Origin of the sequence: Oceanicaulis sp. (assembly GCF_965249665.1) — a bacterium.
Taxonomy (GTDB): domain Bacteria; phylum Pseudomonadota; class Alphaproteobacteria; order Caulobacterales; family Maricaulaceae; genus Oceanicaulis.
This window is the reverse complement of record NZ_OZ252247.1, coordinates 1,063,802-1,085,973: the sequence shown is the minus strand read 5'-3', so window position 1 is coordinate 1,085,973 and position 22,172 is coordinate 1,063,802. Positions and strand designations below refer to the sequence as shown.

The following is a 22,172-nucleotide window of genomic DNA, read 5'->3' as shown; positions in this document are numbered from 1 at the left end:
GCGGGGTTTTCTGTGTCTGAAGGGCGGGAGCTTAGAAACTCGCCTGAACGCCCAGCGCCAGCACATTGGTGTTCGCATCGCTTTCAGACCAGCTTTCGCCGGTCGGCAGATTGCCGCCAGACAGGAAGTTTAACGGAACCCAGCCTTCGGTGTGGATCAGTTCACCAAAAAGATTGACCGACGGGCTGATGAAATAGGATCCGCCCAGAACCCATTGGTCCTGCTTTTCCCAGGGGGCGCCGTCATCGCCAGAGACGAAGCGGCTGAACTCGAACGATACCGCGAAGTCTTCACTCGATTGCAGGTCAAACCAGTAACGCCCGCCCAGGGTGAAGGCGTTCGGCGCTACCGCTTCAAAGGCGGAATAGATCGGAACCGGCGAGGCCGTGCCTGCCCAGTCTTCGGTGGTTGAGGCGTATTCGCCCAAAAGCTCCAGACGGCCCAGATCGGCGCGGGCGTAGATCGCCCAGCCCGGATTGCTGTCATCGCAAGGATTGAAGTGGAAGACCGGATAAGCCTGGCAATAGGCGGTGGCTTCGGTATAGCTCGCGCCCGCCATCACGCTGCGGCCTTCAGACAAGGCGGCGGTGTAATTCACGTCGACGGCGAAATTGTTGACACGGCTTGGGACATTGGTGTCTTCGACCGGTGCGTTGTGGGCGCGGAATTGCGCGCCGCCCTGAATGGCCATGGCGCGCACATGCAGGCCGTTCTTGTAATAGCCGACCATGCCGCCCGTCGCGAGACCCGCGAACGCGTGCCAGCTGGTGGAATTGGTGAACGGGCTGACGGTGTCGTTCAGGCCAAAGGGCGTGTCCATCTTGCCGATGGCGGCGTACCAGGGGCGCTCGGACAGATTGCCGAACAGCACGAAGGCGCGGCGTAGCTGGATCTGGTTGCGGTTCAGATCGGTCAGCGTGCCGGATCCAAAGCTTTGCTCGGGATCATAGAGCATTTCCGAGTAGAGCGTGATGGAGTCCGTCACCCGGCCCGTAACGGCGAGCTGGGCGGAGTGCACGATGAATTCCGACACTGTCTCGCCGATCTGGTTGGCCGAGGTGGGATGGCGCATCAGCCAGCCGAATTTGGTGTTGGAATTGCTGTCTTGATAATCCGCCAGCGCCGTCACATTCCCGCTCAGGGTCACCCGGCGATCGAGATCGCCGGACTCGATCGCGTTCAGAATGGTCAGGGCGCGCGTGTTCACGCCCTCGGCGTGATCCAGGATCTGATAGCCATACTCAGGGCTGACGCCGACCAGGTTTTGGTGGAAGTCATCGCCATGATGGGTGGCATGTGCGCCGGTTTCAGCGCCATGGTCATGGGACGCTGTATGCATCGGCGCATCTGCTGGCGTGGGCGCGGGTTGAGCCATGACGGGCGCATTGAGCGCGTCAGACTGCGGCAGCAGGCCCTGAGCGGCCAGAACGCTGAGCAATTGCTGGTTTGTCGCTTCCAGCTGCGCGAGGCGGGCCTCTAGCTCCTCAATACGGGCGTCGTCATCCGCCAGAGCCGGTGCGGCCATAGCCAGCGACAGCAGGCTAATGCCTGCGATCAGTACGAATTTCATGTAAATATCCCCAAAAGGTATAAAAAAGCGCCGTCCCGTGCGCCAGAAGGGCACCGGCCTATGCGCTAATGGTTAACGAGATATTTACTGAATAAATTCAGCGATTAAACGTGAGTGCGATAGCCGCGACTCACCGGAAGGGTTCGGCCGTCCGACAGGCGCGCTTCAGCGTCGCCGTCGCCGGTGGGGACCAGTTCGCGGATCGCCGGACGCACCGTCATGTGAGAGCGGTGAAGCCGGACAGGCTCCGCCCCCGCTGTCTCCAGAAGACTGATCAACCGGGTCAGGGTCATGCGCGCCAGATGGGCGCCCGTGGGCGTGACGACCTCCACATAATTTCCCGCCGCGCTGGCGCTGATGATGTCGCGGGCTGGCAATCGGATTTCTCGGCCGCCGCTGCGCAGGGTGATCACATGGTCGGCGCGGGCGTCCTCTTGGGCGGCCCGCAGGCGCTGGCGGGCGTCTTCCAGCTCACGCATGACCGCGAGCACCGCGAGCATCAGGGCGTAGGTCAGCACATCCTTGCGAAATTCGTAGAAAAACTCGCCGAACGGGCCGCCATAGGTTTGATAGGCAAACCCGAACATGGGAGGCCAGAGCAAGGCGCGCAGGCTGTCCATGGTCAGGACATGGACGAGTGAAAAGGCTGTGACGCCCAGCGCATGCACCGGGAGCGCGATGCGCCAGCGCTCCAGGGAGACCGGGACGCGACGCTCCAGCAAGGCCACGGGCGCGAACAGGGCCAGAATGACCAGATTACTGGTGCCTTCAAGCGTCAGAGCGCGCAGCCAGACACCGGTCTCCCCCGCCCGTCGCCATTCTTCGGCCAGGGACAAGCCGTTCACCAGCCAGAAGCCGAGCGAGGCGATGAGATAAAACACAAAAGCGCCTCGAAGGACGCGGCGTTCAAGATGGGGCGTATGCATGATGACCTGATCTTGCCCTGATGCGCGCGGGCTCGCCAGCGGAGGACGCCGTGTTTCGTCCCCGTTGAGCCGCGTTTCGTCCCTGGGGCGCCGGTCTTGGTCCCGCCGGCCCGCCTCTTGCCCTTTCAGGCCTGCTTTCATGAGAGGGAGCGGTCAGTCTCGCTGCCGGTTCGATTGGGAGACTGAGATGACTGAAACCGGGCCGCGCGACAGCGCACCCCTGACCCGCCGCTATGATCTTGATTGGCTGCGCATCCTCGCGTTCGGCCTTCTGGTTTTGTACCATGTGGGCATGTTTTACGTGCCCTGGGGCTGGCATGTGAAAAGCGTGCATGCGGGGCCGGGCGCCGAGCCGCTGATGAGCCTTCTGAACCCTTGGCGTTTGTCGTTGTTGTTCTTCATCTCGGGCGTCGCCTTCGCCTATCTGCACGACAAAAAGGGCGGCTGGGCGTTTGCCGGAGACCGGGCGCTCAGGCTGCTGCCGGTGATCGTGTTCGGCATGATCGTGGTGGTCATGCCCCAGACCTATTTCCAGCTGCGTGAAATGGGCGAAATCGAGCCGGGTTTGCTCGCTTTCTGGCCTGAATACATCCTGGGCTGGGAGATCGCGGGCATCGCCGTGCCGACCTGGAACCATCTCTGGTATGTCGTCTATCTCTTTGTTTATGCATTGCTGTTGGCGCCGCTCATGGGCGCCTTCAGGGCGTTTGGACGCGGCCCCGGTGCGGGGCTGGCCCGGCTGTGGGACAGCCGCTTTGGGCCGGTCGCGCTCATCGTATTGGGCTTTGCGCCGATGATGGTCTACCGCGTCTTCCTGGTCCCCCATTTTGAGACCACGCACAATCTGACCTGGGATTGGGCGAACCACGCCATCAGCTTGACCTATCTGGTGTATGGCGTCTTCGCCGCCAAGTCCGAGCGCTTCTGGTCCGCGGTGGATCGCGCGCTGCCGCTGGCGCTGGGGCTGACGGTCATGCTCGGGGCCGGGCTGACGCCGGTCTGGGCGCTGTGGTGGGATCAGATCGCCGAGCATGCGGTCCCGCTCTGGATCGCTCGGGCGGGCCGGGTGCTGTACGCCTGGACCATGATCCTGACGCTTTTGGGTTTGGCGCGACGATTTTTGACCGGAGACGGCCCTGTGCGGCGCTATCTGACCGAGGCGATCTTTCCCGTTTACATCCTGCACCAGACGATCACGGTGTCGGCGGGCTATGTGCTGACGCGCATGGGGTTTGACGTCTGGACCGAGTTCGTCCTGGTCACCGCGATCACCTATGGCGGCGCGTTCGCCGGGTTTGAGATCATTCGCCGGATCAAGCCGCTCCGGCCGCTCTTTGGTCTGAAACTGTCCTGACCTCAAGGCCCCGCCCTCAATCGGCGGGGCCTGTCCAGTGTAGATGGCGTTACCGGTGACCTCGGCTCACCAGGGGTCTTCGTTCACGGGAAACGGCGTCTCCGAAATGCTCAACCGTGCATTCGTGGCCCGGTCAAATCGCATATAGGTGCCAACAAAGACCTGATAGACGCCCGGCTCGGCGGGGGCGAACACCAGCTGGGCCCGCTCGTCCACCTCGCCCATATCGTCTGCGCAGATCGCGTCGCCGGAGGGCGTGATCACATCCATCACCACATCGGCTTCACCCTCGGCCATGAACACCAGCGGCCCGTCGCCGCCCGCCCAGCTGATCTCGGCGGTCGGACCTTCGCCGGTCCAGCCTGGGCATCGGCCCGATGGCGTTTCCCCATAGATGTCCATGGACCCCAGTTCGAAGCCGAAGCCGGTCTGGATGTCGAGGACCACCGGGTCCGGCAGGAAACCTGGCGATAGCGCAAGGGTTTGCGCAGGCGCATCCAGAGCCCGGGCGTTCGGGGCGCCGAACGGACGCGAGTAGGGCGCGGCGTCAGACAGGATCAACAGCGTCTCTGACTGACGATCGTCAAAATCGCCCACCCAGACTTTCCAGGCCCCCGGGGCCGGGTTCGAATACGTCAGCGCGGCGTTTGTGCCCTGTCGTGCGCCATCATCGTCACATCGCCATTGACCCTCGGGATCGAGCACGGCCAGCGTTGTGTCGGCCCGCCCGGCGGTGAACAGCGTCAGCGCGGCCTGACCTGGCGCCACCTGCACCTCCACAGTGGGCGCGGAGGTCACCACGCCGTAACAGCCATTGGGAAAACCAGACCGTCTCGCCGCGAGATCACCTCCTGAGCGGACGGCGATGACATAAGGGTCCGGACCCTCGCCCGCAAAAGCGTGCGCGCCGTAAAGCGCAGGCGCATCCGGATCAGCCGCGCCGGCCTGTCCGCCAAATCCGAACATTTGTGCGTGCGCCGCAGCGCCGCACCCCATCATCAGCGCGACGCAAATCGCCCCCATGCCCAGTTTCATAGTGATAGCCCCCAGTAGAGAATGGAGAGAACGATATGGAGCGGACATGCGCGGCACAAGCCAAAGATGGGTGTGTCGCCAAAGAGTCTCTCGACTCTTCTGAAATCTGACGCTTATCTGGTCAGGCTTTTGAGGGGGAAAGAACATGGGTGCATTCACACGGGCCGCTATGGTCCTGGGGGTCACGCTGGCGGGCAGCGTCGCGGCCGTTTTCGGGGCGGACGCCTTGCGTGATGCGGGGTATCTGCCGCAGCCGAACGAAACCGGCGCGCCCGCCGCAGATATGTCAGACACAGGGCCGACGACGCGTATCGCGACCCGTTTTGATCGGTTCATCCAGTCCCCGGACCTGCAAAACCGGGCGGCCGCCGCGAACGCGGCGTGCGGGTTCGGCGAGTCTCTGTCTGCGGGTGAGACCGGGTTCTGGTATGTGGGCGATGCGCCCGGCAATCTGGGCCTATATCGCGCGGAATCTGGCGAGGGGGGCGTGCTGCGCAGCTTCACCGCCTCTGGCGATAATCTGCTCGCCTACAGCGATCAGTACGGCGAGCTTTTTGTTCAGACCGGTGAAGGCGCGTTCAACAGCCGGACCTTTGTGCTCGATGAGGCGGGCGAGGTGACCTTCACCGAACCCTTGCTGGAACGCGCCCGGATCGCCTTGACCTGTGACGACGCCTTTGCGGCGGCCGATGCGCTGAACGCCGAGTTCGCAGCGTCCGGCGCACGGGTGAATCCGATCCGGTCAGGCCTCAACGCCTTTGTCGTCGGGGACGGGTATGGGTATTGGGACTATCCGCGCGTTGACGGCCTGGTCGAGACCTGCGCGCCCGCGGGCGGCGTGGCGGCGCTTGAAGAGGGCCAATTGACCCTGATTTCGGCGGAGTTCGACGCCGAGGCTCAGTTCAGCGACATGATCTATCACGAGATGTCTGGTGAAAGCCTGTCAGGCGTCGCTGAACCGATGGTGTATCTGACGCTGGCGCGTGTCGACAGCGCTTCGGGATATGGCGATATCCAGGTGTACAGCGCCCCGCTGAGCTGGCGCGCCTTGCTGGCGGATGAGGACGCTTTCTCGCTCGTCTATCATTTTGAGGCGATGGAGCTTGTGGGCTTCACCATCAGCGGCGACGGATCGCGCTCTCATAGCGAGGCCGTGGGCGGCGTGCTGGATGCGCGCTTTCCGTGCGCAGATCCGGAGCGTGCGGTCGCAATCCTTGAGCAATTGGCGGATGAAAGCCGCGCCACGGGCCCGTAAGTCGGACCATGCGCTAAGGTTTCGCCTCCCGCATCAGCTTGAGCGCGATGCGGGGGGCGTCCCACAGCGAAGGCAGCAGCATCAACGACACCGGCGCGCCGGTGATGACGATGAACTGTTGCAGCTTGCTGACCGCGCCGCCGCCATCGCCCGCGCTGACCAGCACAATGGCCATGGCCGCCATGACCACCCCCCAGAACGCGCGGATGCCGCCGGTGGGTTCGCCGCGTTTGCTCAGCGCACTTGAAATGGCGAAGGTCATGGAATCGCCCGTGGTGGCGACAAACACTGTGGTCAGGATCAGAAACAGGATCGAGACCGGCAAGGCCAGGGGCAGATTCTGGGTGATGGCCAGCAGGGCGGCGGGCAGGTCGAAGCCTTCAAAGGCATTTGAAACAGAGCCTGGTTCGGACAGCTCGAAGGCGAGCCCGCTGCCGCCCAGAATGGTGAACCAGAAATGGGTGGCCAGAGGGGCGACGACCGAGAGGGTCAGGATGATGGACCGGATCGAGCGCCCGCGCGAGATGCGCGCGATGAAGATCGCCATCATGGGTCCATAGCCGATAAACCAGGCCCAGAAGAACAGGGTCCAGCCATTGAGCCAGCCGCTTTCGCCAAACACGCCCGCGCCGTCGCGTTGCAAGGCGATGGGGAAGAAATTGGCAAGGTAATGCGTCATCCCTGACAGGAAGTGCTGGATGATGAAGCCGGTCGGGCCGACGGCCAGAATGAAGACCAGCAAGGCAGCTGTCAGAATGATGTTGAAGCGGCTGAGAATCTGGATGCCGCGGGACAGGCCGGTCAGGGCGGAGGTGATGTAGATCGACGCCAGCGCGATGATCACGCCGATCTGCGTTGGCAGGCCTTCCGGAAAACCGAACAGATTGGACAGGCCGGCGCTGACCTGCAGGCCGAGAAAGCCGATCGGTCCGACAGTGCCGGCGATGACGCCGATCAGCGCGAAGGTGTCGGCCACCCCGCCCAGCGGACCGTTGGTGAGCTTGCGACCCAAAATCGGATAGAGCAGCGTTCGGGGGGCCAATGGCAGGCCCTTGGCCTGCTCGTAATACATCAACAAGATCGCGCTGAGCGCGCCCAGGCTCGCCCAGGCGGGAAAACCCCAATGCAGAAAGCTCTGCGCCAGCGCGACATCCACCGCGGCGTCTGAGCTGGCGGACACGTCGGCGTTTGGCGGCGGGTAGAGAAAGTGCGCCAGAGGCTCCGCCGCCGCCCAGAACACGCCGCCCGCGCCTAAAAGCGTGCAGGCGATCATCGCCGACCATTGGAAATAGGGAAATTCAGGCGTGTCCCGGCCCCCGAGCCGGATCTTGCCAGCAGGTGACAGGGCGATCACCAAAGCCATCAGGAAGATCGCAGGCAGCAGGATCTGCCAATACAGCCCGAAGCCGCGGGCGACCAGGCTCGACCCGGCGTCCACCCAGTTTGACAAAGCGCTGAGGTCAAACACCGCCAGCGCGCAAAACCCCAGGCAAAATCCTGCGGTGGCGAAAAACACGCCCAGACGCGTCCCGCGCCAGGCGCGAGCCAGCTTGTTCGTCATGGGAGAGACTCCTTGGGTTGCGTCGGCTTTAAAGGTCTTCGCGAATGCCCAAGGCATCAGGCCCTCGACCGTTTGAGGGTCGCCTTTATAGGCGAGCGTGTGGGACAGGTCGATGGCTGGGGCGAGATGGCTGGTGACGTCGAAGGCGGTCCTGGCCCTGTGGCCTGGGGGCGCGAGATTATCTCGCTAGCGCGCGGGCTGCGTTCTCGCCTGCCTGACGCGCTGTCTTGATCCAGCGCTCAAATTGCTTGGGCGAGGCGCGTTTGATCGGGCTGATCAGATTCATGCGGACGGGCTTGATCCCGGCAAACTCCAGAACCAGGCGTTTGATCTGCCGGGCGGCGGGCTGGCCATAGACATACCGGTCCCACCAGGCGGGCGTATCGGAGGTCAGGAACACATCCGCGCTGCGGCCTGTCAGCAGCCGGTCCCAGAACGGGTCCGTGTCGTGATAGCGCATGGCGAAACCGGGCAGATAGGCGCGGTCAAACACGCCCTTCATCTTTGCGGGCATGCCACCCCACCATTGCGGATAGAAGATCGCGATCCGGCGCGCATCGGTGACATGCTGACGCTAGCGTTCGAGGTCGGGCTCCAGCGTTTTTCGCTGTTTGTAACCAAAGCTCAGATCGGGATCGAACTGCATGGCGTTCAGATCCATGCGGGTGGTTTGCACGCCGCCGGCTTCAGCCCCGCGCTGATAGGCGTCCGCCAGCGCCTGGCTGAAGGAGGTTTCAGCAGGATGGCCGACGAAAATGAACAGTTCAGCCATCCTGCATCATCCTTTGAGAGGTCTTACTCTTCGATATCAGGCACGGCGACGGCATGGAAGCCGGCGTCCACGTGCAGGACTTCGCCGGTGCACGACTTGCCCAGATCACTCAAGAGGTAAAGCGCGGAACCGGCCACGCCCTCCATGCTGGTGTCTTCCTTGAGCATAGACCAGTCCTTGCCGGTCTTCATCAGGGTGCGCCCGCCGGATATACCCGCCATGGCGAGGGTCCGCATCGGGCCGGCCGAGATGGCGTTGACGCGAATGCCCTGCGGGCCGAGATCGCGGGCGATATAGCGGGTGGACGCTTCAAGGGCCGCCTTGGCGACACCCATGACATTATAGTTCGGCACAACCCGTTCAGAGCCCAGATAGGTGAGCGACACCATGGCGCCGCCGCCTTCTTCCTTGGACGGCATCAGCGCGCTGGCGCGCTTGGCGGCGTCGACGAAGGAAAAGGCGGAAATGTCCATGGCGCGCTGGAAGCCCAGGCGCGTGGTGTTGTGGGTGAAGCTGCCCTGAAGCTCGTCCTTGCCGGCGAACGCGATGGCGTGGACGAGGAAGTCGAGCTTGCCCCATTTGTCTTCAAGCGTCTTGAAGCAGGCGTCCATGGAGGCGTCATCGGTGACGTCGGCGGTGACCATGAACGGTTCGTCCCCGAGGCTCTCCACCAGCGGACGCACACGCTTCTCCAACGCTTCATCCTGATAGGAGAACGCCAGTTCGGCGCCCTGGGCGTGCAATTGCTGGGCGATGCCCCAGGCGATGGAGTTCTTGTTGGCCACGCCCATGATCAGGCCGCGCTTGCCCTTCATCAACGTGCCGGTCGGAAACTCGGTCTCGGCCATGGCCGTCCCCTTCTTCATGCATTGGCGCCCGTGAATCAGGCGCAAACTGGATGGACGGCGCAGCGCATATCGGTGCGGTGCGCCCGGTGTCAGGGCTCGCTGATAGCGCACACCGGGCACGGGTGTCGAGATTGACTGCGACGTGATGGCCGTCACAGCGTTTTGGCATTGGTTAAACATTCCCCGTCATGCATTGTATGCAACGGCTGGGCGACCGGGCATGATCAAGGCGCGGTTGTATGTCAGGACTGTTGAGGACACGCATGAAAGCCACTCCGACGCCACGCTCGGTGGCGATCCAGAAGCGCTGGAGCACTCTGGATTGGGCGAGCGTTTTCGCCGCCATCATCTATCCCGCCCTGGGCGTTCTGGGGCTCGTCATCGCCTTCACGCTCGGACTGGCTCTGAACGGGCTGACCCTGCACTGGTGGTATCCGGTGCTGGCGTTGTTTGTGGGCGCCGTGACGCTGGTGATCTGTAATTTCGGCATCGGTGTTCTGCACCGGGTCTGGCAGCACAAGGCGGGTGAGCTCAAAGCCCCCGCCCAGATCCTGACCGCGATCAATTGCGTCATCGCCATGCAGGGCCGGCTGAAGGACTGGGTGAACTATCACAGCCAGCATCACCGCCTGTCCGACAAGGCCGGTGATCCGCACAACCCCCATGAAAGCAAGATGTGGGCGTGGATGGGCTGGTTGATCTTCCGCGATCCCAACGACCTTCAGCGCCCGACGGCCATGTGGCTCAAGGATCTCAAGACGGTGCAGATTCTCGACCGGCACTATTCGCTGATCACGCTGGGCGTACATCTGGTGCTGCCGGCGATCATCTATCTCGCAGTCTGGGCGCTTGGCGGTTCGCTTTTGCTGACCTTCATTCTGCATGCGGCCGCGGTGACCGCGCGCGCGATCCAGTTTCACGCCACCATTCTGGGCGTGAACGTGTTCGGCCATCTCAAAACGCCGCGCTGGGCGGATTACCTTCTGGCGATTCTGACGGGCGGCGAGGCGTTTCATGATCACCACCACGACGAGCCGGTCAGCGCGCTGCACCTGCCGCGTCGCGGTCTGATGAACCGTCTGCTCGATTACAACGGCACCATCTTGCTGGTGTTTGAGAAGCTGCGCTGGGCGCAAAACCTCAAAATCGCGCCGCAATTCAGCGTTCCGGCGCGTCTCACCGCGTCCTGAAGCCGTCGTTAACGTCAGCTTCACAGGCGTCGCGGTCTTCTGAGCGTTGCGGGTTCGGGGCGACCCTGCCCGCAGCGTCAGGAGGGGATAATGTCGCGCGAAACATCGATCCTGTTTGTCTGTACGGGCAATATCTGTCGCTCACCCACAGCGGAAGCGGTCGCCAAGGCGCTGGCGCAAAAGGCCGAGAAAAATCTCGTGCTCGATTCCGCAGGCACCGGCGACTGGCATGTGGGGGAACGCCCCGATCCACGCGCCACACAAATCGCCGAAGCACGGGGCTATGACCTGTCTGGCATCAGCGCGCGGGCGATCACCGATGATGATTTCATCCGTTTTGATCATCTGATCGCCATGGATGAGGGCCATCAGCGCTGGCTTCTTGAGGCGCGCAGCAGCCGGCAACTCCCCGAAACCAAGATATCCTTGCTGATGGACTGGTCGGTGGGCCTGGCGCGCACCTCGATCCCCGATCCCTATTACGGCGACGAGGCAGATTTCGAGCGCGTGCTCGACCTTATCGAAAAAGGCTGTCAGGGGCTGGTGTCGCGGGTTTGAGGGTGTTCATGGGCCTCTTGAAGTGTCGTTCAGGATCAAGGCCGGGATGACAGCTTTGGGATAACACTTCTTCTCTTCCCCCACGCAGGCGGGGGCCCAGAGCCGGATACGCATAGCTCGAAGATCTCTGGATCCCGGCCTTCGCCGGGAAAGAGGGAAAGAGTTTCATCAAAGCTGAAACCCCGGCCAAGCGCAGCGCTGAGCCGGGGCCTCCATCAGAATAAAGCGCCTGAAACGGAGAGAGGTCCCTGGGCCTTCGCTATGCTCGCCCGGGACTTCAGCGATTATTCCTTCACAACCCCATCTGCTTGACGGCGAGATCGCGCATGATCTCTTCCGAGCCGCCGCCAATGGCCATCACCTTCACCTCACGATAGATGCGCTCGATCGCGCACCCGCGCAGATAGCCGGCGCCGCCCAGGATTTGCATGGCTTCATTGGCGCAGAACTCGGCTGTTTTGGACGCGAACACCTTGATCTTCGCCAGCTCTGCAGCGGGCATGGCGCCGCCATTGTCGGTCGCTTCGTTCACCCGCCAGGCGACCATTTGCAGATAGGCGTCCAGCGCGTCGATCTTGCTGGACATGTCCGCGATCTTGTGGCGGATCGCCTGATGCTTGATCAGTCGCTTGCCGAAGGTTTCGCGCTGTTGGGCGTAGGTGATGGCGTCATCAAGACAGCGTTTCGCCATGCCAAGACACCCTGCCGACAGGGTCAGGCGCTCATAGTTGAAATTGTCCATGATCGCCAGCAGGCACAGGCCTTCCTGGCCCAGCTGATAGCGCGCGGGAATGCGGCAGTCGTCAAAATGCAAGCTGGCGGTGTCTGAACACCACCAGCCCATCTTGTTGGTGATGGCGGTGCGGGTGAAGCCCGGCGCGTCAGACGGCACGAGAAACAGCGAGATGCCGCCAAACCCCTCGCCGCCCGTGCGCGCGCCGACCATATACCAGCGCGCTTTCATCCCGCCGGTGATGAAGGTCTTTTCGCCATTGATCAGCCAGTCCTCGCCGTCCTTGCGGGCCTTGGTCTGAAGGCGCGACAGGTCTGACCCGCCCGACGGTTCGGTCATCCCGAGCGCGCCGCCGGTCTGGCCGGACACGATGCCGGGCAGGACTTCCGCCTTGATCTCGTCGGTGGCGAGGGTGTGGATCGGTCCGGTCATGATCCCGCGCGAGCCGAGCGAAGCGTTCACCCCGCCCACGCCCGCATAACCCATGGCGATGCCCGCATCGACGCGCATGATCGCATCTTCAAACCCGTTGCCGCCATAGGCCGCGTCAATGCCGAAGCCGAACAGGCCCAGCGCGCCCGCCTTCTCATGCAATTCCCAGGGAAAATCGCCCGCCTCGTCCCACTCATTGGCGTAGGGTTCGATCTCGCGATTGATGAAGCCTTCGACGCTGTCGCGAAACGCCTTGCGTTCGGGCGTGTCAAAGGGCCGGGCGAGGGCGGATGTGGGCGCGTTGGACATGAGAGGCTCCCCAATACATCTTTTCCCTTATCGTAATCAGGATAACGTATACGGCAAGTGAATAGAGAGGAGATGCGGCAACTCAATCCCTCTCCCCTCCCCGAGGGGAGAGGTTAGGTGAGGGGTGAGCGGCGTTTCATCCTGTAAATGCCTACCAGATTGAAGCGCACCCCCTCACCCGGCCTCTCCCCCTTGTCCAAGGGGGAGAGGGGTAGACGCTGAGACTGAGGTCAATTCGCCCTTCCTCTCAGACCCGCTCCGCGCTAGGTGCAGCGCTATGAGCCTGATCACCCTCGCCGCCTTCGCCGGCGCCATCTTCATCCTGTTTCTCACGCCCGGTCCGGGCAATATCGCCATGGTGGGCCGGACGCTCGACGCCGGGCCGAGCCATGGCGTGACCTATGGCTTGGGGATTTTGACCGGTGATGTCTTCTGGTTGACGCTGGCGGTGTTCGGGCTGGCCGCCGCCGCAGACGCCGCCAGCGAGTACGCGCAGTTTTTCTGGATCGCCAAGATCATCGGCGCGGGCATTCTGCTCTGGTTCGCCTGGGGTTCCTTTCAGGGCTGGCGACATCCGGCGCCAGCGCACGCGCCAATGGCGAAGATCAGCAAGCGGGGTCTGGCGATGACCTATGCGGCGGGCGTCGCCATGCCTTTAACCAACCCCAAGCCGATCATCTTCTATCTCACTTTCCTGCCAGCGTTTTTCGATCTGACAATCGTCGGCCCGCTCAGCTATCTGGCGATGATCGGCGTGATGGGCGCGATGTTTGTGCTGTTCGCGCTCGTCTATGTGGGATTGGCGCACAAAGCGCGCGGCTGGCTGCGTGAGAAAGGCGTCAAGCGCTGGGCGGACCTCGTCACGGCGGTGATCATGACGGCTGTGGCGGTCTTGCTGCTGGCGCGCTAGAGCCGCGTTCAGAAAAGTCCACACCTGCAGTGCGTTCAGACATGGTGACAACGCCGCGAACGCGGTAAAAGTATGTCATGTCAGAGACACCGAATCAGGAATACGGCGCGGAGTCGATCAAGGTCCTCAAGGGCCTCGACGCCGTGCGCAAACGCCCCGGCATGTATATCGGCGACACCGATGACGGCTCGGGCCTGCATCACATGGTCTATGAGGTGGTCGATAACGCCATCGACGAGGCGCTCGCCGGGCATTGCTCGCAAGTGACTGTGTGCCTGCACGCCGACGGCTCGGCCTCCGTCACCGATGACGGGCGCGGCATTCCCACCCAGATCCACGCCGAGGAAGGCGTGTCCGCAGCCCAGGTGATCATGACCCAGCTGCATGCGGGCGGGAAATTTGACCAGAACTCCTACAAGGTGTCCGGCGGCCTGCACGGCGTGGGCGTGTCGGTGGTGAACGCCTTGTCGGACTGGCTCGACCTGACGATCTGGCGCAATGGCCGCGAGCACACCATGCGCTTCCGGCGCGGCGATCCTGAAAACGGTCAGGACCTGCGCGAAGTGGGCGATGCAAACGGTCGTAAAGGCACCCAGGTGCGCTTCATGCCGTCTGAAGAGACCTTTTCGAACATTGATTTTGAGCGCAGCCGATTGCTGCACCGCTTGCGTGAGCTGGCCTTCCTCAATTCGGGCGTGAAGATCGTGCTGCGCGACGAACGCGACGCCGAACCCTTTGAAGAAGTGCTGGTGTATGAGGGGGGCGTCGCCGCTTTCGTCAAACACCTTGATCGCACCAAGACCGCGATCTTCCCCGACCCGGTGCTGATCACCGGCGAGCGTGAAGGCGTCACTGTCGAGGCCGCGCTGGAGTGGAATGACAGCTATCACGAGAATGTTCTGTGTTTCACCAACAACATCCCCCAGCGCGATGGCGGCACGCACTTGGCGGGCTTTCGCGGCGCGCTGACGCGGGTGGTGAACCAGTATGCGGGCAATTCGGGCATTGCCACCAAAGCCAAGGTGTCCATCACCGGCGATGATGCGCGCGAGGGCCTGACCTGCGTTCTGTCGGTGAAAGTGCCCGATCCGAAATTCTCCTCGCAAACCAAGGACAAGCTGGTCAGCTCCGAAGTGCGTCCGGCAGTGGAAAGCGCGGTCTATGACACGCTGACCGAATGGTTTGAGGAACACCCCGCCGAAGCGCGTCAGATCGTGACGAAAATCGTCGAGGCCGCCTCCGCGCGGGAAGCAGCGCGCAAGGCGCGCGAGCTGACCCGGCGCAAATCCGCGCTCGACATCACCTCCTTGCCCGGCAAGCTGGCGGATTGCCAGCAGAAGGACCCGGCGAAATCCGAACTGTTCATCGTGGAGGGGGATTCCGCCGGCGGTTCCGCCAAGCAGGGCCGCCACCGCGAGAACCAGGCCGTGCTGCCGCTGCGGGGCAAGATCCTGAATGTGGAGCGCGCGCGTTTTGACAAAATGCTGTCCTCGGACCAGGTCGGCACGCTGATCACGGCGCTGGGCACCGGCATTGGCCGCGACCAGATCGATTATGAAAAGCTGCGCTACCACAAGGTCATCATCATGACCGATGCGGACGTGGACGGCGCGCATATCCGCACGCTTTTGCTGACCTTCTTCTACCGGCAAATGCCGGAGCTGATCGAACGCGGGCATCTCTACATCGCCCAGCCGCCGCTCTATAAAGTGATGCGCGGCAAGTCCGAGCGCTACCTCACCGACCAGGCCGAGATGGACGCCTTCCTGATCGAGGAAGGCAGCTCTGAAGCCGTGCTGGAGCTGGCGAGCGGAGAAACCGTCTATGGCCAGGATCTGGCGGAACGGGTGAAGGCCGCGCGCGGCATCGCCCTGTCGCTCGATCGTCTGTCCGCCCGCGCGCCGAAATTCGCGCTGGAAGCCGCCGCGCTTACGGGCGCGCTGCATCCGGACGCGACGCAAGCGCAGGTGGACGCCGCGGCCCAGCGCCTCGCCGCGCAATCAGATGAAGGCGAAGACGGCTGGGAAGGTCAGATCCTGCCCGAGGGCGGCATGGTGTTCAAACGCACCGTCCGCGATGTGGTGGAATCCATCACGCTGGACGACAAGATCCTCGCAAGCCCTGACGCCAAGCGCCTGTCAGATCGCGCGTCCGCCATTGCCGGTGATTATCAGGGGCTCGCCATCTTCCGCCGCAAGGGCGAAGAGACCGAGATCTTCTCGCCGGATGCGCTCGTCAGCGCGGTGCAAGCTGCGGGCGCCAAGGGCCTGAAAATCCAGCGCTATAAGGGGCTGGGCGAGATGAACCCAGATCAGCTGTGGGAAACCACCCTCGACCCTGAAGCGCGCTCCTTGCTGCGCGTGTCGGTCACCGAGGCCGATGTGGCCGACGAGCTGTTCTCCAAGCTCATGGGCGATGTGGTCGAACCCCGCCGCGACTTCATCCAGGAATTCGCCCTGGAAGCGGAGGTGGATGCTTAGGCGTCTGCGTTTTCAGACCTTTGTATCAAGGCCTCTGGGACATGATTTCCAAAGGCCTTGATATCAAATTCGCTCAATATTTTTCTTCCTAATTTGGCTCTATCTTTCTCAGATAGGTGTTCAAATAAATGAACATCTTCTGCGTTTTGTTTCATATTGGCGCCTCTGAAATTAAGACAGTTGAGGAGTAAAATAAATAATTCAGCGCTGGATAATTGGGCGATAAAGAGCTTAGATAATACCCTATCTTGCATTTTATTATCAACAATATATTTTAATGAGTTATGAATAGTTCTTAAGTATACACCCATCGTGATATCATACTTATTGTATATTTTTTCATATCGCTCATGAAAATTTTCACCGGTTAGTTCTAGTGGGTATATTAAATCGCGGAGTGCGGCGAAGTATTCTTTTCCGCTTTTTGTTCCTCCGCGATGATACAAGCTACAGCTAGAGAGCACATCATTGTAATTTGTAATTATAGCATTAAGGCTATCATCCATCGACTTCTCTTTATTATTCTCATTTAAAGAAGTGAATTCTTTTATAGCTATATTCATTTCTTCTTTTTGAAATTTTACGCCTCTATACAAATAGTACAAAGCCGCCATGGCGATAATCGGCCCTAAGAGACCACCGACGTATGCGCCAAAATCAGCCCAGTCTTTAGGAGATTGAGACCATGGATTTCCGTTGAATCGAAAAATGTAAGCCCCGATGACCACTAATAAGGCGATCAGGGCGCTCACAGCCACAGCCTGAATAGGTATACGTTTCATAGTTAGCGCTCCCCTTATGATGGAATAATACGAGCGCTTTTAGTGTTTGGAAGCACTTATCCTCCCCCTCCCACCTTACCCCCATACTCTCCTCACTCCTCCAGAGCAGGCGGCCGGCGCGTTGGGTTCGGGGGGAGAGGTGGTGTCCCGAGCGGGCGCGGTTTAACGCACCGCGTCGCAGCGAAAAGGCGGGACTTCGTACATTCCGGCGATCCTGTTGGAGCCGTGCCCTTGGGGCAGGAATCCCTTGGGCGGACGACTGACACCCGTCCAGCTTGGGCAGGCTGCGTAGAAATGGCGTCAGCAAGCCGGTCGAGGCCGTAGAAAACACCATCGCGCGCGGGAGCCTTTTCGGGCCCCATAAATACAATAACAGACCCACTATTCGCCCGGACTGCTCCCGCGCGCCCTGCTCGTCCCCTCGCCTGCACAGGCGGGGATGGCGGTGTTTGTTGAAACATCTCTGACAGTGTCTGCTCTTTTCCCTCTTTCCCCGCCTCCAAGCGAGTTGAGGGTAAATTCCGTCGGGGACCCAGAGATCATGAAACGCCGCACTCCCGGCTCTGGGCCCCGGCCTTCGCCGGGGAAGAGAGTCATACAAAGCCTGAATTCCCGGGCGAGCGGAGCGAAGACCCGGGACCTCTTTCAATGTTGAGAGCCTTATCCTGATGGAGGCCCCGGCTCTGCGCTGCGCTTGGCCGGGGTTTCAGGACCGAGAGGTTGTCCTACAACCCGCCCCCCACGCGGTTTTTCCAATAGCCGACATCCTCGGCGTATTTGCCGACCACTTCGCCCAGCACCTGGTTGAGCTTGAGGGTGTGAAAGCTGATCCATTCGCCCTGATCGATTTCCTCGAGCGCTTTCATCGAATTGCCCAGGAAAAAGGCGTAGAGCATGGCGATCAGGATGAAGAGCACCGGGAAGACCCAGCCCAGCGCAATGATCGTGGCGAAGGGATTGAACAGGCCGAGCCCCGCAGCGAGCCCGAACAGCGCCGTCACCGCCAGAAGAAAGCCTGCCGGGACGAACAAGAGGTAATAGCTCGAGTTCCGGGTGATCTGGAACACCACATTGCGCACATAGCTTTCGATGAAGAAGACGCGCAGGGCGATCCAGTTGATGTTCAGCGTCCACAACCGGGCCTCGGCGGAGAGCTGTTTGGAATCGCGCTCCTCTCCCACCGTAACCGATTTCGCGCGACCGATGGCGGTGCGGTAATGATCGTTGAGGCGAGCGCAATAGCGGGTCAGGAAATTCGCCATCTCGCGGGCGGTGTTGCGCTGATAGGGGGCGTATTCGGCGTAATAGAGCGCCCACATCACCAGCGCTGCGAGGATGCAGGAGCCCGCGCCGAACATCAGCGAATTGAGGGCGCCGGCGGTGGTTTCGCCCACCAGATCCCCATGCAGCGGGCCAAAGGCGTCCACCACGCCCACCGCGTTCAGCACGATATTGGCGATCAACACGACGGACAGAATGGCGGACAGCCAGATCGACAGGCGCCGCACATTGGCGTTCATCAGCTTGCGGGTCTCGTTGAGCATGTAGAGAAGCCCGTGTTCGCTCTCGGCGAATTGCTGGGCGATCACCGCGCCTTCCACATCTTCAAACAGGGCGCGCGGGTCAGAGGCGATGGGCACGGCGGCGCCCAGAAAGCGATCCGCCAGCCTGGCGTAATCCTTCGCCAGCGTCTCGGTCATCTCCTCGGGCATGCGCATGAAACCGACGCGCACCATCAGCCATTTGAAGATCAGCCCCTGGCGCGAGATATAGCTCTCCTCATGCTCGAAATCCTCGCCCAGCGTGCTTTCCAGCAGGGTCTTGTGACCTGACACCGCCGCCGCCCAGGCGCCCGGACCCATTTCGCTGGCGCGATTGGGGGCGGATTTCTTGCCCAGGCCGAACAGGCGCAGCACCAGCCGAAACGGAAAGGACAGGCCGCGCAGGACGCCCGCGCCCAGGCGTCGGGCGTATTTACCGATGCCGACAATGACCAGAGCGATGGCCAGTCCCGCCGCCAGCCCTGTTGCAAACCCCGAAATATCCATGAACGCGTCCAATCCTTGCGGCCCCTCGATCCGGCGGTCCCAAAGCGCCGGATCAGGAGAAGGTTAGCCGCAAAACCCGTTCGATGCGAGTAAGGGTTAACGCAAATTCACCCTTAGAACGGGATCCAGTTGCGCTGTCGCGAATAGGCGAGATAACCCACATTGGCCCCGGCGCGCAGCCCGACGCCCGAGCGGATCGGCGCCAGGGTGATGCCGTCGGCGCGTTGATAGTTCACCCCCAGCCCCGCCACGAAATAGGCCGAGCCCTCAACGCCGGGAAAGCGCTGGTACAATCGGTCGGTGTCATTGAGGCGATAGACGAGGGTGAACACGCGGCTGGCGTTGCCGCCCGCATCGAAGCCCAGCGAGGGCCCTTGCCAATAGACCTTGTGCTGGTCCGTGTCGCCTTTCAGGGTGAGATAGCCCTCGCCATAGCGCAGGCCGATGCCCGCGGCGCCTGACACTTCCTCGCCGGCGATATAGCCGACCGGGCGGCCGAGGTCTGAAAAGACGCGCTCCAGCGCAGAGGCGGCGGCTTCGGCGGTGACGCCAAAGAAGTCAGCGGTAACCTCCACCAGCTCTTCACGCGAATAAGTGTCGATATTGGACTGGTACGCGCTCGGTTGGCCGTAATCGGGCGCCGCCCCGTTCGAAGCGGAGGACGGCTGCTGTCCGCCGCCCGTGGCGGAACAGGCGCCGAGCGCCAGCGTCAGGGCGGTGGTCGTGATCACTGAAAGGATGGACCGTTTAATCATGGTGAGCCTGCCTTGTCTGACCGGATTCATGCGTCTGACGCTGAACGTCAATTAGGGCCTCGGTGAGGCGAAAGGGTAAACGCTGCGTAAACACGCGGCCCGGACGCCGGCTTTGCTGCCAATAAGCTTGGCGCGGCGGCTTGCCAGTGCTAACTCCCGCGGCATGAGCACAGATCCGTCCCTGATCCGAAATTTCTCCATCGTCGCGCATATCGACCACGGTAAATCCACCCTGGCCGATCGCCTGATCCAGTTCACCGGCGGTCTCACCGACCGCGAGATGAAGGAGCAGGTGCTCGACAATATGGAGCTTGAGCGCGAACGCGGCATCACCATCAAGGCCCAGACCGTGCGTCTGGACTATACCGCCAAGGATGGTCAGACCTATGCGCTGAACCTGATCGACACGCCCGGTCATGTCGATTTCGCCTATGAAGTCAGCCGCTCGCTTTATGCCTGCGAGGGTGCGCTCCTGGTGGTGGACGCGGCTCAGGGCGTGGAAGCTCAGACGCTGGCGAATGTCTACGCCGCCATTGATGTGGATCTCGAGATCGTCCCGGTCCTCAACAAGATCGACCTGCCCGCCGCAGAACCCGACCGGGTGAAAGCCCAGATCGAGGATGTGATCGGCATCGATGCGTCTGACGCCATCGAGATTTCCGCCAAGACCGGTCTTGGGATCGAGGATGTGCTGGAAGCCGTCGTCACCCGCCTGCCGGCGCCGAAATCCGGTGATCCCGCGGCGCCCTTGAAGGCGCTGCTGGTGGACAGCTGGTACGACCCGTATCTCGGCGTCATCTGTCTGGTGCGGATTATTGAAGGCACGCTCAAAAAGGGCATGCGCGTGCGCCTGATGGGCGCGAAAGCCAGCTATGGCGTGGATGGGGTGGGCGTGTTCACCCCCGCCAAGGAAAACCGCGACGCGCTGGGCCCGGGCGAGATCGGCTTTCTGAACGCCTCGATCAAGCAGGTGCGGGACGCCCGCGTCGGCGACACGATCACCGAGGAAAAACGTCCTACCGACTCCATGCTGCCGGGCTTTGAGCCCGCCGTGCCGGTGGTGTTCTGCGGCCTGTTCCCGGTGGATGCGGCCGACTTTGAAGATCTGCGCGACGCGGTGGAGCGGCTGGCGCTCAATGACGCCTCCTTCAGCTATGAGATGGAAACGTCCGCGGCGCTGGGCTTTGGCTTCCGCTGCGGCTTTTTGGGGCTGTTGCACCTTGAGGTCATTCGCGAGCGGCTTGAGCGCGAATACAATGTGGACCTCATCACCACCGCGCCGTCCGTGGTCTACAAGATCAAGATGACCGACGGCTCCGAAGTGGACATGCACAATCCCGCCGACATGCCCGATCCGGTGAAGATCGACAGCATTTCAGAGCCCTGGATCAAGGCGACCATTCTGGTGCCGGATGAATATCTCGGTGGCGTGCTGAAGCTGTGTCAGGACCGTCGCGGCATCCAGCTCGAGCTCACCTATGCCGGCTCGCGCGCCATGCTGGTCTATGAGCTGCCGCTCAACGAGGTGGTGTTTGACTTCTATGACCGCCTGAAATCGGTCACCAAGGGCTATGCCAGCTTTGACTACCAGTTCATCGAGCATCGCGAGGAAGACCTCGTGAAAATGTCGATTCTGGTCAATGAAGAGCCGGTGGACGCCCTGTCGATGATCGTGCACCGCTCGCGCGCCGACATGCGCGGCCGGGCCATGTGCGAGAAGCTTAAGGAGCTGATCCCCCGGCACATGTTCAAGATCCCGATCCAGGCCGCCATTGGCGGCCGCGTGATCGCGCGCGAAACCCTGTCGGCGATGCGCAAGGACGTGACCGCCAAATGCTATGGCGGCGACGCCTCCCGCAAGCGCAAGCTGCTGGACAAGCAAAAGGCCGGCAAGAAGAAGATGCGCCAGTACGGCAACGTCGAAATCCCGCAAGAAGCCTTTATCGCCGCGCTCAAGATGGACGACGATTAAGCGCGAGCGTTTTGACGACTATAAAAAAGCCCCGGTCATGAGACCGGGGCTTTTTGTTCAGGGCCGGAACGCTCGGTTAGCGCCCGTCACCCCCATGGCTCATCGCGCCCATGTCCGGGTCGAGCTCGGGGGCGGTGTCGCGCACGGGGAGGGTGATGGCGAGGGTTTCGCCGTCTGCAAATTCCAGCGTGAGGCTCATCTCGCCATCTTCGAGCTCAGCCGGGTTCACGCCGAAAATCATCAGATGGTCGCCGCCCGGAGCCAGGCTCGCTGCGCCGCCAGCGGGAATGTCGATGGCGTCCACATGGCGCATGCGCATCACGGCGCCGTCCATGGCCATGGTGTGCAGCTCGATGGCGTCCGCTTCCTCCGTGGTCGCGGCCACAAGCTGGCCGCCCGGCGCGCCCGCGGTGAGGGTGATAAAGCCTGCGGTGACGTCTCGCCCGCCCAGCGGTGCGCGCACCCAGCCTTCGATCACGGCATACTCGGCGGGCTCTGCGCTGACCTGAGCCTCTTCGGCGGGCGAACAGGCGCTGGCGAGGGTCAGAACGCTTAAAGGGGCGAGGGCGTAGAGGGCGCGTTTGAGCATGTCATCTCTCCATATGAGACGGGCGACGCCCCTGGCGCCGCCCGAAACCGGTTATGTCCAGATTTGGCGCGCGGTGCGCGTTTGCGCAAGCGT

The 22,172-nt window shown here is 61.9% G+C and carries 18 protein-coding genes and 1 pseudogene; 7 read left to right on the top strand and 12 right to left on the bottom strand.

The window, feature by feature from the left end:
• Positions 1–31: 31 nt before the first annotated feature.
• Both ACP154_RS05070 and ACP154_RS05065 read right to left on the bottom strand, forming a co-directional pair.
• A complete protein-coding gene (locus ACP154_RS05070) occupies positions 32–1,570 on the bottom strand; it encodes a porin (protein WP_421861279.1) in 1,539 nt (512 codons plus the stop codon).
• Between the two features lie 104 nt (positions 1,571–1,674).
• Positions 1,675–2,496 carry a LytTR family DNA-binding domain-containing protein gene (locus tag ACP154_RS05065; protein ID WP_158267838.1) on the bottom strand — a complete coding sequence of 274 codons (822 nt, stop codon included), beginning with the start codon at positions 2,494–2,496 and terminating at the stop codon, positions 1,675–1,677.
• Between the two features lie 187 nt (positions 2,497–2,683).
• Between ACP154_RS05065 and ACP154_RS05060 the strand changes: the two genes are divergently transcribed.
• Entirely contained in the window at positions 2,684–3,850 is a 1,167-nt protein-coding gene (locus ACP154_RS05060; RefSeq protein WP_421861282.1) for an acyltransferase family protein, read from the top strand.
• A 66-nt stretch (positions 3,851–3,916) separates the two neighbouring features.
• Here ACP154_RS05060 and ACP154_RS05055 read toward each other — a convergent pair whose 3' ends face one another.
• Positions 3,917–4,885, bottom strand: a complete 969-nt coding sequence (locus tag ACP154_RS05055) for a hypothetical protein (RefSeq protein ID WP_421861285.1) — start codon at positions 4,883–4,885, stop codon at positions 3,917–3,919.
• 145 nt (positions 4,886–5,030) lie between these two features.
• Here ACP154_RS05055 and ACP154_RS05050 point away from each other — a divergent pair, with 145 nt between their 5' ends.
• Positions 5,031–6,140 (top strand): hypothetical protein, encoded by a 1,110-nt coding sequence (locus ACP154_RS05050; protein WP_421861288.1) that lies wholly within the window; start codon positions 5,031–5,033, stop codon positions 6,138–6,140.
• A gap of 13 nt (positions 6,141–6,153) precedes the next feature.
• On the opposite strand, the gene ACP154_RS05045 is transcribed toward ACP154_RS05050, so the two are convergent.
• From ACP154_RS05045 to ACP154_RS05030, 4 genes and pseudogenes are all read right to left on the bottom strand, one after another.
• The gene (locus ACP154_RS05045) at positions 6,154–7,701 is read right to left on the bottom strand and encodes a BCCT family transporter (protein WP_421861290.1); all 1,548 of its coding nucleotides are present in this window, start codon (positions 7,699–7,701) and stop codon (positions 6,154–6,156) included.
• 178 nt (positions 7,702–7,879) lie between these two features.
• Positions 7,880–8,260: pseudogene (locus ACP154_RS05040) on the bottom strand (NAD(P)H-dependent oxidoreductase); the annotation flags it as partial.
• A gap of 15 nt (positions 8,261–8,275) precedes the next feature.
• A complete protein-coding gene (locus ACP154_RS05035) occupies positions 8,276–8,473 on the bottom strand; it encodes a hypothetical protein (protein WP_421861293.1) in 198 nt (65 codons plus the stop codon).
• Positions 8,474–8,496: 23 nt separating this feature from the next.
• On the bottom strand, positions 8,497–9,321 hold the full coding sequence (locus ACP154_RS05030) for an enoyl-ACP reductase FabI (RefSeq protein ID WP_107711943.1): 825 nt from the start codon (positions 9,319–9,321) through the stop codon (positions 8,497–8,499).
• 263 nt (positions 9,322–9,584) lie between these two features.
• Between ACP154_RS05030 and ACP154_RS05025 the strand changes: the two genes are divergently transcribed.
• Together ACP154_RS05025 and ACP154_RS05020 are read left to right on the top strand one after the other, a co-directional pair.
• On the top strand, positions 9,585–10,511 hold the full coding sequence (locus ACP154_RS05025; protein WP_133724352.1) for an acyl-CoA desaturase: 927 nt from the start codon (positions 9,585–9,587) through the stop codon (positions 10,509–10,511).
• 90 nt (positions 10,512–10,601) lie between these two features.
• Complete coding sequence (locus ACP154_RS05020; protein ID WP_421861297.1) at positions 10,602–11,069, top strand: low molecular weight protein-tyrosine-phosphatase; 468 nt, start codon at positions 10,602–10,604, stop codon at positions 11,067–11,069.
• Positions 11,070–11,361: 292 nt separating this feature from the next.
• Here the strand turns inward: ACP154_RS05020 and ACP154_RS05015 are convergent, their stop codons facing one another.
• Positions 11,362–12,543 carry an acyl-CoA dehydrogenase family protein gene (locus ACP154_RS05015; RefSeq protein ID WP_421861300.1) on the bottom strand — a complete coding sequence of 394 codons (1,182 nt, stop codon included), beginning with the start codon at positions 12,541–12,543 and terminating at the stop codon, positions 11,362–11,364.
• Positions 12,544–12,820: 277 nt separating this feature from the next.
• On the opposite strand from ACP154_RS05015, the gene ACP154_RS05010 reads away from it, so the two are divergent.
• On the top strand, positions 12,821–13,453 hold the full coding sequence (locus ACP154_RS05010; protein WP_421861303.1) for a LysE family translocator: 633 nt from the start codon (positions 12,821–12,823) through the stop codon (positions 13,451–13,453).
• A 77-nt stretch (positions 13,454–13,530) separates the two neighbouring features.
• Positions 13,531–15,933: a DNA topoisomerase (ATP-hydrolyzing) subunit B gene (gene gyrB, locus ACP154_RS05005; protein WP_107711938.1), complete on the top strand. Its 2,403-nt coding sequence runs from the start codon at positions 13,531–13,533 to the stop codon at positions 15,931–15,933.
• Here the strand turns inward: gyrB and ACP154_RS05000 are convergent.
• From ACP154_RS05000 to ACP154_RS04990, 3 genes are all read right to left on the bottom strand, one after another.
• Positions 15,930–16,715, bottom strand: a complete 786-nt coding sequence (locus ACP154_RS05000) for a putative phage abortive infection protein (RefSeq protein ID WP_421861306.1) — start codon at positions 16,713–16,715, stop codon at positions 15,930–15,932. The genes gyrB and ACP154_RS05000 overlap by 4 nt on opposite strands.
• Positions 16,716–17,440: 725 nt before the next feature.
• Positions 17,441–18,763 carry a hypothetical protein gene (locus ACP154_RS04995; protein ID WP_421861308.1) on the bottom strand — a complete coding sequence of 441 codons (1,323 nt, stop codon included), beginning with the start codon at positions 18,761–18,763 and terminating at the stop codon, positions 17,441–17,443.
• Between the two features lie 113 nt (positions 18,764–18,876).
• On the bottom strand, positions 18,877–19,518 hold the full coding sequence (locus ACP154_RS04990; protein ID WP_421861311.1) for a DUF1134 domain-containing protein: 642 nt from the start codon (positions 19,516–19,518) through the stop codon (positions 18,877–18,879).
• 163 nt (positions 19,519–19,681) lie between these two features.
• On the opposite strand from ACP154_RS04990, the gene lepA reads away from it, so the two are divergent.
• Positions 19,682–21,490 (top strand): translation elongation factor 4, encoded by a 1,809-nt coding sequence (lepA, locus tag ACP154_RS04985; protein WP_421861313.1) that lies wholly within the window; start codon positions 19,682–19,684, stop codon positions 21,488–21,490.
• A gap of 76 nt (positions 21,491–21,566) precedes the next feature.
• On the opposite strand, the gene ACP154_RS04980 is transcribed toward lepA, so the two are convergent.
• Complete coding sequence (locus ACP154_RS04980) at positions 21,567–22,079, bottom strand: copper chaperone PCu(A)C (protein ID WP_421861317.1); 513 nt, start codon at positions 22,077–22,079, stop codon at positions 21,567–21,569.
• Between the last annotated feature and the right edge of the window lie 93 nt (positions 22,080–22,172).